General features: G+C 62.8%; 14 protein-coding genes. 7 read left to right on the forward strand and 7 right to left on the reverse strand.

Going from position 1 to position 14,753, the window contains the following annotated elements; translation table 11 throughout:
* Window positions 1-11 precede the first annotated feature (11 nt).
* On the reverse strand, window positions 12-725 hold the full coding sequence (locus tag LOY69_RS12280) for a murein L,D-transpeptidase catalytic domain family protein (protein ID WP_123393144.1): 714 nt from the start codon (window positions 723-725) through the stop codon (window positions 12-14).
* A 151-nt stretch (window positions 726-876) separates the two neighbouring features.
* Here LOY69_RS12280 and LOY69_RS12285 point away from each other — a divergent pair, with 151 nt between their 5' ends.
* Window positions 877-2,451, forward strand: coding sequence for a L,D-transpeptidase family protein (locus LOY69_RS12285; RefSeq protein ID WP_265074636.1), 1,575 nt, complete (start codon window positions 877-879; stop codon window positions 2,449-2,451).
* A 102-nt stretch (window positions 2,452-2,553) separates the two neighbouring features.
* On the opposite strand, the gene LOY69_RS12290 is transcribed toward LOY69_RS12285, so the two are convergent.
* Window positions 2,554-4,437: an amidohydrolase gene (locus LOY69_RS12290; RefSeq protein WP_265074637.1), complete on the reverse strand. Its 1,884-nt coding sequence runs from the start codon at window positions 4,435-4,437 to the stop codon at window positions 2,554-2,556.
* Between the two features lie 113 nt (window positions 4,438-4,550).
* Between LOY69_RS12290 and LOY69_RS12295 the strand changes: the two genes are divergently transcribed.
* Both LOY69_RS12295 and LOY69_RS12300 read left to right on the forward strand, forming a co-directional pair.
* Window positions 4,551-4,922, forward strand: a complete 372-nt coding sequence (locus LOY69_RS12295; protein ID WP_265074638.1) for a hypothetical protein — start codon at window positions 4,551-4,553, stop codon at window positions 4,920-4,922.
* Window positions 4,923-4,925: 3 nt separating this feature from the next.
* Window positions 4,926-5,108 (forward strand): DUF1289 domain-containing protein, encoded by a 183-nt coding sequence (locus tag LOY69_RS12300; RefSeq protein ID WP_102879910.1) that lies wholly within the window; start codon window positions 4,926-4,928, stop codon window positions 5,106-5,108.
* Between the two features lie 51 nt (window positions 5,109-5,159).
* Here LOY69_RS12300 and LOY69_RS12305 read toward each other — a convergent pair whose 3' ends face one another.
* Window positions 5,160-5,801, reverse strand: a complete 642-nt coding sequence (locus LOY69_RS12305) for a LysE family translocator (protein ID WP_265074639.1) — start codon at window positions 5,799-5,801, stop codon at window positions 5,160-5,162.
* Between the two features lie 246 nt (window positions 5,802-6,047).
* Between LOY69_RS12305 and LOY69_RS12310 the strand changes: the two genes are divergently transcribed.
* Window positions 6,048-6,722 carry an ATPase gene (locus tag LOY69_RS12310; RefSeq protein WP_110595841.1) on the forward strand — a complete coding sequence of 225 codons (675 nt, stop codon included), beginning with the start codon at window positions 6,048-6,050 and terminating at the stop codon, window positions 6,720-6,722.
* A 124-nt stretch (window positions 6,723-6,846) separates the two neighbouring features.
* Here the strand turns inward: LOY69_RS12310 and LOY69_RS12315 are convergent, their stop codons facing one another.
* The 3 genes from LOY69_RS12315 to LOY69_RS12325 form a co-directional block, all read right to left on the reverse strand.
* A complete protein-coding gene (locus LOY69_RS12315) occupies window positions 6,847-7,698 on the reverse strand; it encodes a CAP domain-containing protein (RefSeq protein WP_102880092.1) in 852 nt (283 codons plus the stop codon).
* A gap of 93 nt (window positions 7,699-7,791) precedes the next feature.
* Window positions 7,792-8,487, reverse strand: coding sequence for a DUF1963 domain-containing protein (locus LOY69_RS12320; RefSeq protein ID WP_265074640.1), 696 nt, complete (start codon window positions 8,485-8,487; stop codon window positions 7,792-7,794).
* A 2-nt stretch (window positions 8,488-8,489) separates the two neighbouring features.
* A complete protein-coding gene (locus LOY69_RS12325) occupies window positions 8,490-8,984 on the reverse strand; it encodes a PaaI family thioesterase (RefSeq protein WP_102879906.1) in 495 nt (164 codons plus the stop codon).
* Window positions 8,985-9,874: 890 nt separating this feature from the next.
* On the opposite strand from LOY69_RS12325, the gene mqo reads away from it, so the two are divergent.
* From mqo to LOY69_RS12340, 3 genes are all read left to right on the forward strand, one after another.
* Window positions 9,875-11,512 (forward strand): malate dehydrogenase (quinone), encoded by a 1,638-nt coding sequence (gene mqo, locus LOY69_RS12330; protein WP_102879903.1) that lies wholly within the window; start codon window positions 9,875-9,877, stop codon window positions 11,510-11,512.
* Between the two features lie 265 nt (window positions 11,513-11,777).
* The gene (locus LOY69_RS12335; protein WP_110653006.1) at window positions 11,778-12,500 is read left to right on the forward strand and encodes a GNAT family N-acetyltransferase; all 723 of its coding nucleotides are present in this window, start codon (window positions 11,778-11,780) and stop codon (window positions 12,498-12,500) included.
* 68 nt (window positions 12,501-12,568) lie between these two features.
* Entirely contained in the window at window positions 12,569-13,351 is a 783-nt protein-coding gene (locus tag LOY69_RS12340) for a DeoR/GlpR family DNA-binding transcription regulator (RefSeq protein WP_265074641.1), read from the forward strand.
* Between the two features lie 38 nt (window positions 13,352-13,389).
* Here the strand turns inward: LOY69_RS12340 and LOY69_RS12345 are convergent, their stop codons facing one another.
* Window positions 13,390-14,718: an MFS transporter gene (locus LOY69_RS12345; protein ID WP_265074642.1), complete on the reverse strand. Its 1,329-nt coding sequence runs from the start codon at window positions 14,716-14,718 to the stop codon at window positions 13,390-13,392.
* Between the last annotated feature and the right edge of the window lie 35 nt (window positions 14,719-14,753).

Consider the following 14,753-nt stretch of genomic DNA (forward strand, 5'->3'; position numbering starts at 1 on the left):
CCACCGAGCAATCAGCCGCCGTTGCTGCTCAGGATGCTCGCGACCTGACGCGGCTGGCAATTGAGGTAGGGCGAGGATTTCAGCCAGCGCTGGTCCGGATACCAGGAAAACATGAACTGGCCATCCTTGAGCTTGTCTATCACCTGGCGCGCCACCTGGGGTCGCACCGCCGGGCAGCCCTGGCTGCGGCCGATGCGGCCCTGGCGCTGGCTCCACAAGGGGTTCACGTAGTCGGCGGCATGGATCACGATGGCCCGGTCCCGGGCCCGGTCGTTGAAGCCGGGCTCCAGGCCGTCCATGCGCAAGGAGTAGCCGTGGGTGCCTTCGTAGCTCTCCTGGGTGCGGAACAGGCCCAGGCTGGATTGATAGCTGCCCAGGCGATTGGAGAACTGGGTGGCGAAGTTTTCCCCGGACTTCTGTCCGTGGGCCACCAGGTCGCGCAGCACCAGTTTTTTGCTGCGCAGGTCGAAGATCCACAGGCGCCGCGCGGTGGACGGTTGCGAGTAGTCGATCACCGCCAGGTGCCGGGCTTGTCGGGCACCACTGTTGACCGCGCATTGCATGGCGTTCAGGGCACTTTTCAAGGCCTGGGGATTGAGTTCCGGTGCGGCGTGAGCGAGGCTGCTGTACAGCGCGGGAGCGGGTTTGCTGGCGGCGAAGGAAGGACTGCAAAAGGCGCCCAGAGCGATAGTCGCCAGGCAGATTCGGCACAAGAAGTTCAACATGTTTAGAGCATCCCCATGATCACTTTGGCTCCTGACGTCCTGTCGTTCCCCCGGCAGTCTGGTCTATATGTTTAGATCCCAGGCCTGATTGTTCCCCATCTGCCGTAACGGTTGGCCAACGCACTGAAGGCCACGGATTGGAGTAAAGCAGTTGTTCAAAAAAACCGCATGTTACTTGAGCCTGTGCCTGCTCGCTGCGCCATTGGTCGCGCTGGCCGAGGACCCTGCGCTGGCGCCGGCCAGTGCGCTGCAACTGACGCTGACCCAGTTGGCGGTGGCTTGCCCGGCACTGAGTCCACGCCTGGATGCTTCCGCGCAACTGCTGTTGCAGGCGTTCTACCGCCAGAACGGCGAACAGCCGGTGTGGTCCGCCGAGCACCGGCTGGCCAGCTTGCAGGCGCAATTGGCCCAGGTGATCGATGACGGCCTGGACCCGGAGCGCTATCGGCTGCCGGTGAGCAGCGCAGCAGGGGATGAGCTGTGCACCGATATCGCGATCAGTCATCAGTACCTGCAAGCCTTGCAGGACCTGCACTACGGTCGCCTGTCACAGAGCCGCTTCGAGCCCTTGTGGCGGGCCCAGCCGCCGGCAGACGATCGCCAGGCGGCGTTGCTGGCGATGGCCGTGCCCGGGCTGGACAACCTCGCCGGCGCCTTCGATCAGGCCCGTCCGAACCTTGAGCAGTACCGCAACCTGCGCCAGGTCTATGCCCGTGAACGCCAGCAACCATTACCCAGTTGGCAGGCGGTAGCCGGTGGCCCGCTGTTGCGTCCGGACATGCAGGACAAGCGAGTCCCGGAACTGGCCCAGCGCCTGTACCTGGGCGGCTTTCTGCCAAGCCCCGAGGTCAGTGCCGATAATACCTTCAGCAGTGACCTGGTAAACGCGGTGAAAAATTTCCAGCTCAGTCATTCGCTGCAGGCTGATGGCGTGATTGGCGCGGGCACCCTCAAGGAGCTGAATATCAGCCCGGCCCAGCGCCGTGAGCAACTGCGCATCAACCTTGAACGCCTGCGCTGGCTGGCCCAGGATTTCGAACCCAATATCGTGTTGGTCAACGTCGCGGCCGCGCAACTGACCTTCTATCAGGACGATGCGGTGGTGTGGCAGACCCGCACCCAGGTCGGCCGAGCCGAGCGTCAGACCCCGCTGTTGAAGTCCCAGGTCACGCGCTTGACCCTGAACCCTACCTGGACGGTGCCGCCGACCATTCTCAAGGAAGACAAACTGCCGGAAATCCGCCGTGACCAGGGCTTCCTCAATCGTCAGAACCTGCAGGTGCTGGATGCCAATGGCCAGCCCTTGGCGCCCGAGGATGTCGATTGGGAGCGTCCGGGCAATATTCTTCTGCGCCAGGGCGCGGGCCCGCGCAACCCCTTGGGGCGCATCGCCATCCGTTTTCCCAATCCGTTCTCCGTGTACCTGCACGACACCCCGAGCCAAGCGCTGTTCAGCAAGGGGCCCCGTGCCTTCAGTTCCGGCTGCGTGCGGGTCGAACAGGCGCTGCAACTGCGCGACTGGTTGCTGAGCCCGGCGGAGCGACTGCGCACCAACGAACTGCTGGCCACCGGCCTGACCCACGAATTTCGCTTGGCCAGGCCGGTGCCGATCCTGCTCAGCTACTGGACGGTGCAGGCCGACAGCCATGGGCAACTGCTGTATGCGCCGGATATCTATGGGCACGACGAAGTCCTGTCCAGCGCCTTGGGCAGCAAGCTCCTGTAGCCGCGAGCTTGCTCGTGATGAACCGGTGAGCGTCGCATTCAATCGGCAAGCGCGGGTTCGCGAGCAAGCGTGTGCCTGTAAGAGGGCCGTGTCGCCGCGGTTTCAGGGCTGCGCGGGTGCGAGCTGGTCGTAGATCACATCCAGTGCCGGTCCAAGGTCGCCATCTCCCTGGGCGACGGCCTTGATTCCCTGGGGCAGCGGCAGCGATGGATCGCCATGCATGCCCAGCGGCGCTGGCAACGGCGTCACCTTGGCCGGCCGCTCATAGATCACCCGGCCTTCCTTGATTGTCTTGAGCACCTTGATCTCGCTCAGGTTTTCGGGCGCTTCGGTCAGCGGGTTGGCCGACAGCACGGCGAAGTCCGCCAGTTTGCCGGGGGTGATGGAGCCTTTGCGGTCCTCCTCGAAGTGCTGGTACGCCGACCACAGGGTCATGGCCTTGAGCGCTTGCAGAGGCGTTACTCGCTGCTCCGGTCCCAGTACATAGCCGCTGCGGGTGGTGCGATTGACTGTGGTCGCCAGCACCCGCATGGAGTCTGGCAGGGCCACCGGGGCATCGTGGTGGGTGGTGAACTTCAGGCCGGCCTTGAGCACCCATTGAGTGGGCGAGATGTTTTCTGCGCGCTCCGGCCCCAGCACCGATTGGCGGTGCCAGTCGCCCCAGTAATAGGTATGCATGGGGAACAGTGACGGGAAGATCTTCAGTTGCTTGAGTTCGGCCACCTGATCCTGGCGCAGGGTCTGGCCGTGGATCAGCACCGGGCGCACATCGACGCCGGGGTAGGCTTTTTCCGCGGCGCGCATCGAGCTCAGCAACTGGTCGATGGCCCGGTCGCCGTTGGCATGGGAGAGGATCTGCCAGCGATTGGCCAGGGCTTGCTTGTAAATGGTCAGGGCGTCGTCGTCCTTGACCACGCCGTAGCCGGCATAGCTGGCGTCCTGACCTTGAGGCGGCTTGAAGTAGGGTTGGCTGAGCCAGGCGGTCTTGCCCTGGGGCGAGCCGTCCAGGGTCAGCTTGACCCCGCCGATGCGAAAGTGCCGGTCATAGCTCACCGGTTGGTTGGTCGGGTGATACCAGGGCGCGACCAGCAGTTCCTTGGTGCCCGGGGTGAGGATGTCGGGGTAGGAAACAATGTCCGCCAGCAGCTTGCCGTCGCCAGCGGCCTTGATTGCGGTCTTGACCTGGTCCGGCGAGGAGCGGCCGTCCTGCAGGGTGGTGTAGCCATAGCTGATGTACAGCTGTTGCCCGGCGCTGAGCATGTCCACCGCCTGGTCGGCAGTGAGCTTGGGGAAGATCTTGATCAGGGCATTGAAGAAGGCGTTTTCCTCCAGTACGCCGTTGGGTTCCTGGCTGCCCTCGACCCGGCGGATCACCCCGCCTTCCGGGTCGGGGGTCGAGGCGTCGATCTTCGCCAGTTCCAGGGCCTTGCTGTTGAGCACCCCCAGGTGCGAAGACTGGTGGACGATGGCAATGGGCACGTCCCTGGACACGGCATCCAGGTCGTCCTTGGTCGGGTGCCGCTGTTCCTGGAGTTGGGAGTCGTCATAGCCAAAACCGAACAGCACGCCGAACTGCTTGGGGATCGGTGACTGCTGTTCGAAGTTGCGCAGGGTTTCCTGAAGCTTGGGGAGGGTGTCGTTGGTGCCGTCCGGCGGTGGCAGCAGGTTGGCGCTGGCGGCCTGGAAACCCACCATCGATACATGGCCGTGGGGGTCGATGAAGCCCGGCAGCAGGGTGGTGCCCTTGAGGTCGATCATCTGCGTGGTCGGACCTTGATTCTGCAGTACCTGTTTGCGCTCGCCCACGGCGAGGATCTTGCCGTCCTTCACCGCCACGGCCTGGGCATTGGGGTGTTTGTCGTCGAGGGTGATGATCGGGCCGTTGAACCAGATGGCGTCGGCCACCGGGGCGCCCGTGGCGGCCATGGCGCTGCCGCAGGCGAGCTGGATGGCGGCCAGGAGCAGGGTGAGAGAGGGTCGTGACATGACCTGTCTTCCTTGAAGGTATGAAGGAGGGCACAAGCCTAGACGCAAAGATGCGTCCCGAGGGAGAAGCTTGAGGTATCGTGTGCGGCCTTTTTTGCCTCTCGAGGGTCGTCATGCCATTGAACAAACGCCAGCAGGCCGCCATGGAGCGTCTACTGGCCGTCACCCTGACCGAGGCTTGCGAAAGCGCCAAGGCGCAGATCGAGGGTTTTGCCTGGCTGACCCACGAGGCGGATTACGCGGCCTTTCCCTCCAGCCTGGTGGTGGTCTGGGTCTTCGACACCCAGGCGCACAAGGAGCGCGCTCTGGACGCGGGCCAGGGCCCACTGATGATCGAGTTGACGGCCCGAGCGTTGAACGAGGCCCAGGTGTGCCTGGACTCATTGGCCGCCCATGTGTTCTTCGACAGCGAAGAACAGTGCCGCAGGGGCAACGCCGGTGATTGGGCGCAACGCCTCAAGCGCCTGCGTCCGGGGCGGGGTTGAGCCATGGCCAAGGAAATCGACAACCCCTGCATCGCCCTGTGCCAGCTCAGTGGCGACCTGTGCGTGAGTTGCGGACGGACCAAGGAGGACATCCGCAAATGGAAGCGCATGAAGCGCCCGGAAAAGATGGCCGCGGTGCAGCGGGCCAGTGCGCGGCTCAAGGCCTTGCAGAAAAAGAAGGGTTGAAGGCCGCTTCACCCCCCGCAAGGCAGATCAGGTGCCCGGTCAGGTGCCTGATCAGACCGTTTGCCGACGCATCGCCAGGATAGTGGTGCCGAAGAAGATGAAGGTCGAACCCACCACGCGATTGACCCACTTGGACAGCGCCGGGCGGGTCAGCACGCCCTTGGCCCGGGAGGCCAGCAGGGCGTAGACGCTGAGGGAGACCAGCGACAGCGCCATGAAGATCAGGGTCAGGATGAAGAACTGCGGCAGCAGCGCGGCGTGCTGGTCGATGAACTGGGGGAACAGCGCGGTGAAGAAAATCGTCGCCTTGGGGTTGGTGGCGGCGGTCAGGAAGGCCGACTTGAACAGCTTCAGGCGTGGCGGCGGGGCGAGCTTGTTGTGCTCGGCGCTGCTCGGGCTCAGGAGCTGGCTTTTGCTGAACAACTGCTTGGCGCCGAGGTAGAACAGATAGCCGGCGCCGACGATTTTCACCGCGTTGAAGACCCACTCGGAACTGGCGATCAGCGCACCCAGGCCGAGCATGGCCGCGGCAGACATGCAGAACAGCCCGCTGATATTGCCCAGTGACGACCACAGGGTCGATTTGGCGCCGTAGGCCACGCTGTTGTGCAGCGCCACCAGGGTGGCAGGGCCGGGGCTGGCAATGGCGATGGCCGCCACCAGGGTGTAGGTCAATATCGAGTGAGCATCCATGGTTCGGACTCGTGCTGCAGAAAAAGGGGGCTTGATTCTATAGCGGCGGTGGCCAGCTGTATGCCAGAAAATGAGGGGCTTGCAGGTCGTGGCGGGTGATCGAGGTTGCACCTTCGCAGGCGTATCGGTGCCTATTGTCAACCATTGCTGCAATCGATAGTTATCATCAAAAAGTGCAGGTTCCGTTTTTCCAGCAAAGGAGGAAGATGGCGCTTACACCGTGCTGGCTGCAGAAGGAAACACCCGATGAGAATCTCGACTCTATTGACCCTTGTGGTTGTCTTGATCGCGGGAACCGGTGCTTCTGCGACAGCCTTCGCCGCCGATGACATGTCCTGCCACTTCTTGCCCATGGCCGACAGCAGCGCCGATCTGCGGCACGCCCAGTCGGTAGGGTTGCTGTACAGCGAAAACACCCTCAATACCCTGGAGTACCTGGAGCACTACCACTCGGTGGCGCTGAACGGGGCGAAAAATGCCGGGCTCGACCCGCGCATCAGTGCCGCCTTTGTCGACAGCTCCGACCCGCAACGGGCGATCAACTGGTTGACGGCGTCGTTGCAGAAACACTTTGGTACCGTGACCCTGTATGACAGCCTCGATGCCGTGGTCCAGGCCCGGCCTGACGTGGTGGTCATGCTCGATACCTACAACCAACTGGTGACCAAGGCCAACCGCAAGGTGGAGGCGCGGTTCATCGCCAAGTTCTATGACGCCAACCTGCAATACATCGGCAAGGCCGAAGGCATTCAGGCCAAGGAGCTGCCTTCGGTCTGGGTCCGGGGCAAGGCGGCACCGGAAATTGCCGCGCAGATCAACCAGCAGACCGAGCTGCAGGTCAATGCGCTGAAGCAGTTCGACGCATCCCTCAAGGCGCTGGTGAGCCAGGGTGATGCTGGGCAGGTGGCGACCAACCAGTAAGGTCGCCATTGGCTGAAAAAAAACGCCCCGGTTGATCGGGGCGTTTGCGTTCATGGCCGGGCTCGAACCCTGACGGGGACTGGCCGGCCACTGTGGTCGGCAGGCCCTGTCTGGAGCCGGCGCCTCAAGGCGCGCCGAACATTGCAGTCCAGTAGATGCCCGCATCGCTTTTCGGGTCCACTGCATAAGCTGCACCCAGCTCGCGGTAGGCCGGGTTCATCAGGTTGGCGCAGTGCCCGGGGCTGGCCAGCCAGCCGTCCAGCACCTTGCGCGCGCTGTCCTGGCCGGCGGCGATGTTCTCGCCCACTTGTTGCCCGGCATAACCGGCCAGTTCGGCGCGATCGCCCGGGGTGCGGCCGTCATGGTCCTTGTGATCGAAATAGTTCTGGTTGGCCATGGCCCGACTGTGTGCTTCGGCGGTGCTGCCCAGGGTGGCGTTCCAGGCCAGCGGTGCGCTGGCGGCAAAGCTCTGGCCGCCGCATTGCCGGGGCTGGCTGCGGGCGCTGTTGATCTGTGCCAGCAATTGCTGGCCCTCGGCTTGCCAATCCCCGAGGCGGGCGGCCAGCAACGGCCGCGCGAGGACGATGCGCCACTGGTTGGCCTGGCGATTGACGCCGATATCGACGAACTGCGGGTCCAGCACCACCTGGCAGAAGCTCTCGCGCACTGCCTGCATCGCCGCCTGGGCGTCCCGGGGGCCGGAGAGGCTGATGGCCTGCACATTGACCATGGGATAGGCCGCCCGTGCCAGGGCCTGTTGCAGGTCACCGACGTTGTCTACGGGCAGGATCAGGCGCGGATCGCTGGCCAGTGGCGGCAGCTCCGAGGAGGCCTGGTTGGCGCAACGTTGCGGCTGGCTACGGTAGGCGTTGATCGATTCGATCAACTGCGACCGATCATCGGCCATGGCGCTGGCCGAACCCAGCAGGCCCAGCGCCAGAGCGGCGGCGGGCAAGAGCAATGGACGCAGGGGCATGAAGGTCTCCCGAAAAATGACAGCGCTCATGATGCACCCGGCGCCCGGGCTTTTCATCCGTGGGAAGATGAAATCGCTATTCACCGGCCGGTCTCAATAGAAGTCGAAGTACAGCGCCCATTCCCCCGTGTCGCGATGCTTCCAGAACATCAACTTGCCGCCGTCCACCACGTTGAGTCCGATCTTGGCGTCGGAGGCAATCTGCATCACGAATTCGAAACCGTCTCCGATATCGATCCCTGATTGGCAGTAGGACGGATAGCCCCCCAGCTTGTGTTCATAGCAGTGGCTGATCAGGTCGTAGTAACACTCGATCCGGCCGCTGCGTTCCAGTTCGAGAATGGCCTGCTCCACCTCATCGGGGATGCCGCCACCGTCCCACAGCGGAAAGTCCTCGGCCACGGCTTCGGCTTTGATTGGCATGGGTTTGAGGAAGGCTCCGGGAGCCACCAGCTCCTTGCGCACCAGCACCTCGTCGTCGCGGTATTCGCGGATCAGCCAGCGTTCACCCATGGGCTCCAGGGGTTCGGGAAAGGGGTTGGCGACAAACACGCTCAGCACCCGCACGCCTTTTAGCAGCGGGCTGTGAAAGGGCAGGCTAGGGAGATAGAGCTGGGCAAAGGGCAGCAGGGTTTCACCGGCGCGGTTGCGCGGCAACTCTTCGTCTTCGCGAAACAGAAAGACTCGGCCCAGCCAGCTTTCCTCATCGCTGTGAGTCGGACGAAAGCCGCCGGCACTGAACTTCACGGCTGGCTTGGCCAAGTGCAGCTGTATTTCCTGAATGTCCATACTCAGGCACCACGTCCATGAGCGGCGGCGGCCAACTGCTCTGTATCGACCCGAACAAATACCGAATCGCCAATGGCGGTCAGTACATCACCGGCATACACCTCACAGATCACCCGGCTCTTGCGCCCCACGTCGCCCTCGACCTTGGCCCGCAGGGTCAGGGGTACGCCCATGGGCGTGGGCTTGATGAACTTGATGCCCAGGTTGCCGGTGACGCAGTCGATGCGCGGCAGGCTGCCCGGTTCCCGTTGTTCGTTACGGTAGTGGTAGGCCATGGCGGTCCAGTTGGAGTGGCAGTCCACCAGCATGGCGATCAGGCCGCCGTAGACCAGGTCCGGCCAGCCGCAGTACTGGGATTGCGGCAGGTGCTCGGCGATCACATGCACGCCGTCTTCATGCCAGTGGCTCTTGATCTGCAGGCCGTGGTGGTTGCTGCTGCCGCAGCCGAAACAGACGCCCTCGGGGGCGGTGGTGTCTTGCAGGGAAGTCTCGTGCATGGTTGTTCTTCTTGTCCTTGACGATGGTCTGGCAGGTCTTGCAGTCGGCCATGATGCCTGTGCCATTGCTGACCGCCAAGGCTCAGTGCAGTGCCGAGGCGTAGCGACCGGCCAGCGTCTTTGTGACGCATTGATTGTGGCGAGTGTCGTAGGCTCTGTACGAAAACTACCTGCGCTTCGATCATGCTGCGCACTACGCGCCTTCGGCGCTACGTAGAAACAGGCTCGGAATGCTCATGTAGGTCCCTACACTCCGCTTCCTCGCCTGTTTTTGCCTTGCCTGATCTTTGCTCGGCAGCTTTCGTACAGACCCTGGTGCGTCGCGGTTTTTTCGAGGGCCAGGGCAGCCGCTCCGGCCAAGACAGGCTGATGCCGTAATGATATTCTTGCGCTGAATCGGTTCATCGTTTGTGCAGAAATACCTCCCCTATGCTTTGCTTCAAGTGGCCTGTTCGGGTCCTTGCAAGCGCGTGGGAGTGTCTGGGCAAACTCGCCGAATGCAATGTCAGGCAGTGTTCGTCTACCTCCTTTGGTTGACCCCGACCCTTCTTTGTCCTGCTGGCCCCGTGTAGACGGGTGTCAGTGTTGTGCGTCGAATCGAGTCCGGTGTCGGTGAAAGGAGTGGGGCGTTATTGCCCGTTGGTCTACGTCCCGTGACGTGTCCTGAGAAACAAGTGTCACTCAAGTAGCTGAAGCCAAAAACGACAAGAAGTCAGCGCCGGAGCGATATAAAACTGAGGTCGAGCCAGTCTCGTCGGCCTTGTGTGCCCACCCTCCAGTTCTTTTGAATGCGTTCATCCAGGACCTGCGAAATGCCTGTTTCGCAATGCACTGAGTTCGCAGGATCGAGGATGGGGCGGCGGATGGCGTTCTATCGTAGGTACTACAGAATGTTGAAGAAAGTGAACACGGCCCTGATCGGGCTGGCGATGTCGATAGGCCTCACGTCCGCGCACGCGGCTGAGCCGAAGAAAGTGGATGTGCTGCTGATCGGTGGCGGCATCATGAGTTCGACCCTCGGGGTCTGGCTCAATGAGCTGCAGCCCGATTGGTCCATGGAGATGGTCGAGCGCCTGGATGGCGTGGCTGAAGAAAGCTCCAACGGCTGGAACAACGCCGGTACCGGTCACTCCGCCCTGGCTGAGCTGAACTACACCCCGGAAGGCAAGGACGGCAAGATCGAGATCGCCAAGGCCATCGAGATCAACGAAGCGTTCCAGATTTCCCGCCAGTTCTGGTCGTGGCAGGTCAAGAACGGTGTGCTGAAGAACCCGCGTTCGTTCATCAACTCCACGCCGCACATGAGTTTTGTCTGGGGCGATGACAACATCAAGTTCCTCAAGGCACGCTACGAGGCCCTGCAGGCCAGCCCGCTGTTCAGCGGCATGCAGTACTCCGAAGACGCCGAGCAGATCAAGAAGTGGGTACCACTGATGATGGAAGGTCGTGATCCGGCGCAGAAGATCGCTGCGACCTGGAGCCCGATCGGCACCGACGTCAACTTCGGCGAGATCACTCGCCAGTTCGTCGCGCACCTGCAAGCCCAGCCGAACTTTGCTCTCAAGCTGTCCAGCGAAGTGCAGGACATCGAGCGCAATGAAGACGGCTCGTGGCGCGTGACCTACAAGAACCTCAAAGACGGTTCGAAAACCGAAACCGACGCCAAGTTCGTGTTCATCGGCGCCGGCGGCGGTGCCCTGCACCTGCTGCAGAAGTCGGGCATTCCCGAGGCCAACGAATACGCCGGCTTCCCGGTGGGTGGCTCGTTCCTGGTGACCGAGAACGCCAGCGTTGCCGAGCAGCATCTGGCCAAGGCCTATGGCAAGGCTTCGGTGGGCGCTCCGCCGATGTCGGTTCCGCACCTGGACACTCGCGTGCTGGACGGCAAGCGGGTCATCCTGTTTGGCCCATTCGCTACCTTCTCCACCAAGTTCCTCAAGGAAGGTTCGTACTTCGACCTGCTGACCAGCACCACCACCCACAACTTCTGGCCGATGACCAAAGTCGGTATCGAACAGTACCCGTTGGTGGAATACCTGGCCGGCCAACTGATGCTGTCGGATGACGACCGCTTCAACGCCCTGAAGGAATACTTCCCCAACGCCAAGCAAGAAGACTGGCGCCTGTGGCAGGCCGGTCAGCGCGTGCAGATCATCAAGCGTGACGAAGAGAAGGGCGGCGTGCTGAAACTGGGCACCGAGATCGTCGCTTCCCAGGACGGCAGCATCGCCGGCCTGCTGGGCGCTTCCCCAGGTGCCTCGACCGCCGCGCCGATCATGCTCAGCGTGCTGCAGAAGGTGTTCAAGGACAAAGTGGCGACCCCGGCCTGGCAGGAAAAACTGCACCAGATCGTACCGAGCTACGGCACTGCCCTGAACGACAGCCCTGAGCGTGTGGCCAAAGAATGGGCCTACACCGCCGAAGTGCTGCAACTGACCCCGCCACCAGCGGTCAAGGGCGCTGCACCTCAGGCTCCGGCCAGCATGGCCAAGCCAGAGAGCAACCCAGCGGCCGACATGGCGCTGTAAGCCTCGGCCCCGTCCGCGTTCGTCGGATGGGGCACAGCGGCTGCCACCGTGCAGCCGTATCTTGCATGGGTTGCGGCGATATCCCTGATGTCGTCGCAACTTGCCGGCCTTGCCGGTGCCTCTGAAGCAGCATCTCCGTATCTTTCTCAACGAGGCTTGAGCCCGACTCGAGCAACTTGTTGGCTGCCTGTGCCTTGCCATGACGCGGTATGATTGCCGCGCCCGCCGTTGCGGGCACGCCTCAACCCTCGGAGTCACTGCCTCGATGTCCAGCATCACCCTGTTCCAAGCCCCGCCGCCCGAAGCCATCCAGAGCCAGATCCAGCAAATGGTCGTGGACTACATCACCGACATCAGCGCGGTGGCCATTGCCCCGAGCAACCCGCTGTACAACCTGTACCAGTACGGCGTCGGCTACGAAGTGCACCTGTACCTGCAGGCCATGGACGGTTCCCGGGGGATCGCGGTAGAGCTGGTGGTGGCCACCGACACTCAGGACCCTGAGCAGGTGCTGGGCTTCACCCTGTACCTGCCGCTCAAGGACGATCCCCAGGCCTGTGCCGTGGCCTATATGGCGGTGCGGCAAAACCATCGGCGCCAGGGCATTGCCCGGCAGATGCTGGAGGCGCTGCGTGCCCGCTATCCCCATGCCGAGCTGGCCTGTCACGTGGCCAAAGTGGAATGTTTCGAGGCCCTGGGCTTTCAGCTGCTGGGCGCCCGCGGTCCGCAAGTGCTGATGAACACCCGGGACCATGGCAGCGATGGCTTGCTGGCGGTATTGGACGTGGCGCCGATCTACCAATCGGTGGAAGTGCGGCAGATTCACACCTACCTGCTGGCCCAGCACGGGCGCAAGGCCATGCTGGAAGCGGAGAAGAAGCGCGACCGGCATCTGGACCAGATGACCCGGCAGGCCCAGGCCCTGGTGCGCGAGCGCCTGGGTGAGGCGGCGCTGTACAACGCACGGCCCCCACAGTTGATCTCCTGAGCGCGCCTGCTTGTTTTCGCGAGAGGGCTTGGCTAATCTCGCGAAAACACGCAAAAACGGGCAAGAACATGCAAAACCTGCACCCGGCAGCCGAGCTGCCCTCCCTGCGTCGACAAAAGATCCTTCTGCTGCTGGAGCGCGACGGCAAGGTCATGGCCGCTGAGCTGAGCCGGCACTTCGCGGTTTCAGAAGACACCATCCGCCGCGACCTCGCCGAGCTGGATGCCAATGGCCTGGTGCAGCGGGTGCACGGCGGTGCGCTGCCGCGACCCAAGGACAGCGGCAAGGACTACTTCACTCGGGTCGGCGAAACCAACGAGGCGAAACTGCGTCTGGCGCAGTTTGCCGTGCAATGGGTGCGGGACGGCCAGACGGTGCTATTCGATTCCGGCTCCACCACCTTGCACATCGCCCAGTCCCTGCCGGCCGATATCCGCCTGACCGCAGTCACCGCTTCGCCAATGATTGCCGTGGCCCTGGCCGAATACCCTGGGGTCAAGGTGATTCTCGTGGGCGGCCAGCTCAATCCGGCAACCCTGTCCGCCAGCGGGCATGAAGCACTGCGGATGATCCAGGGGATCAAGGCCGACCTGATGTTCACCGGGGTCTGTGCGATTCACCCGGAGATCGGCATCAGCTCCCTGCATTTCGATGAAGTGCCGATCAAGCAGGCGATGTTCGACAGCGCCGCCGAAGTCATTGCCGTGACCACCGCCGACAAGCTGGGCGCCATGGAGCCCTTTGTGGTGGCGCCGTGCAACCGCCTGCAGCGGCTGGTGACCGAGCAGGAGGTGCCGGAGGTGGATATCGAAGGTTATCGCCAGTTGGGGATCGAGGTATTGCTGGTCTGAGCCGCCCCAGGATGGCCTGCGGACGGCTCAACGGGCTGTCAGTTCTTGAACGCCGAGTGCTTGCGCCCCTGGTCGAAGAGGGCAAACACCATCACCAGCACGGCGGCCACCGCGAGAATGATCACCACACCGTCGGTGGAGTGGGTGGCCGAGGCAGTGACCAGGGACAGGGCGCCCAGTGGCGCCAGGCCGCCGGCAATCGCGGTGCCGATCTCGCGCCCGGTGCCGAAGCCCGAGGAGCGGGTCGCGGTGGGGAACTGGCGGCTGAGGAACGAACCCTGAGGCGCGAACATCATCGGTGCCAGGATGCCGGTGCCGACGCCGATGGCGATGTAGATCATCAGGCTCTCGCCGGTATTGAGCAGGGCCAGGAACGGGTAGGCGAACAGCAGCGAGAACACCCCGCCCAGAATCAGCACGGTCTTGCTGCTCCACTTGTCGCAGAGCCAGCCGAAGAAGGGCACGGCGACGATGGCGATCAGGCTGGCGATGGTCACCGACAGTGAAGTGACGTGCACATCGACATTCTTGTACTGGGTCAGGTAGGCCAGGGAAAAGGTCTTGAAGATGTAGCTCAGGGCGTTGTAGCCAATGGCGACGAAGAACACCACCGCCAGGCCCTTGAGGTCGTTCTTGAACAGTGCCTTGAGGGGCGAGGGCTTGGCCTTCTGGCTTTCCTTGCTCAGTTCCTTGAACTCCGGGGTTTCCGGAATGCTGTTGCGCACCCACAGGCCGACCGCCACCAGGACGATGCTGCACACGAAGGGAATGCGCCAGCCGCCGGCCAGCAGGAAGTCGTTGCCGTTGATGGTCAACAGGTAAATGGTCAGCGACGACAGCAGCAGGCCCAGGTTCAGCCCCAGCGCCGGCCAGGCACCTTGGCTGCCGCGTTTGCCTTCGCTGGCGTGTTCATAGGAGGTGACCGCCGCGCCGGAGAGTTCGGCGCCGGCCCCCAGGCCCTGGATGATGCGGATCGCCACCAGCAGGATCGGTGCCCAGATGCCGATGGAGGCGTAGCTGGGAATCAGGCCGATCAGTGCGGTGCACACGCCCATCAGGCAGAAGGTCAGCACCAGCACCTGCTTGCGGCCGAACTTGTCCCCCAGGTAGCCGAACAGGATGCCGCCGAAGGGACGGGCGATAAAGCCGATGGCAAAGGTGGAGAAGGCCATCAGCGTGGCGCTTTTCGGGTTGCTGTTATCGAAGAAGATCTTCGAGAAGACGATGGCCGCCATGGTGGCGTAGAGGTAGAAGTCGTACCACTCCAGCATCGAGCCGAAGATGGTGGCCGCCGCGACCTTGCGCAGGCGTTTCTTGGTTTGTTGTGGGGTTTCCGCTGCAGTAATGCCGGTTTCAACTGCGGTCATTGTGTACATCCTCTTGGATCATTGTATTTATTGTC

The sequence above is a fragment of the Pseudomonas sp. B21-059 genome, from assembly GCF_026016285.1.
GTDB lineage: Bacteria > Pseudomonadota > Gammaproteobacteria > Pseudomonadales > Pseudomonadaceae > Aquipseudomonas > Aquipseudomonas danubii.

Excerpts from the sequence above, each read along its gene's own strand:
- LOY69_RS12335 (WP_110653006.1), top strand. The coding sequence starts at position 11,778 with ATGTCCAGCATCACCCTGTTCCAAGCCCCGCCGCCCGAAGCCATCCAG.
- LOY69_RS12305 (WP_265074639.1), bottom strand. The coding sequence starts at position 5,801 with ATGGATGCTCACTCGATATTGACCTACACCCTGGTGGCGGCCATCGCC.
- LOY69_RS12325 (WP_102879906.1), bottom strand. The coding sequence starts at position 8,984 with ATGCACGAGACTTCCCTGCAAGACACCACCGCCCCCGAGGGCGTCTGT.
- LOY69_RS12310 (WP_110595841.1), top strand. The coding sequence starts at position 6,048 with ATGAGAATCTCGACTCTATTGACCCTTGTGGTTGTCTTGATCGCGGGA.
- LOY69_RS12345 (WP_265074642.1), bottom strand. The coding sequence starts at position 14,718 with ATGACCGCAGTTGAAACCGGCATTACTGCAGCGGAAACCCCACAACAA.
- LOY69_RS12320 (WP_265074640.1), bottom strand. The coding sequence starts at position 8,487 with ATGGACATTCAGGAAATACAGCTGCACTTGGCCAAGCCAGCCGTGAAG.
- LOY69_RS12290 (WP_265074637.1), bottom strand. The coding sequence starts at position 4,437 with ATGTCACGACCCTCTCTCACCCTGCTCCTGGCCGCCATCCAGCTCGCC.
- LOY69_RS12340 (WP_265074641.1), top strand. The coding sequence starts at position 12,569 with ATGCAAAACCTGCACCCGGCAGCCGAGCTGCCCTCCCTGCGTCGACAA.
- LOY69_RS12300 (WP_102879910.1), top strand. The coding sequence starts at position 4,926 with ATGGCCAAGGAAATCGACAACCCCTGCATCGCCCTGTGCCAGCTCAGT.
- LOY69_RS12295 (WP_265074638.1), top strand. The coding sequence starts at position 4,551 with ATGCCATTGAACAAACGCCAGCAGGCCGCCATGGAGCGTCTACTGGCC.
- LOY69_RS12280 (WP_123393144.1), bottom strand. The coding sequence starts at position 725 with ATGTTGAACTTCTTGTGCCGAATCTGCCTGGCGACTATCGCTCTGGGC.
- LOY69_RS12315 (WP_102880092.1), bottom strand. The coding sequence starts at position 7,698 with ATGCCCCTGCGTCCATTGCTCTTGCCCGCCGCCGCTCTGGCGCTGGGC.
- mqo (WP_102879903.1), top strand. The coding sequence starts at position 9,875 with ATGTTGAAGAAAGTGAACACGGCCCTGATCGGGCTGGCGATGTCGATA.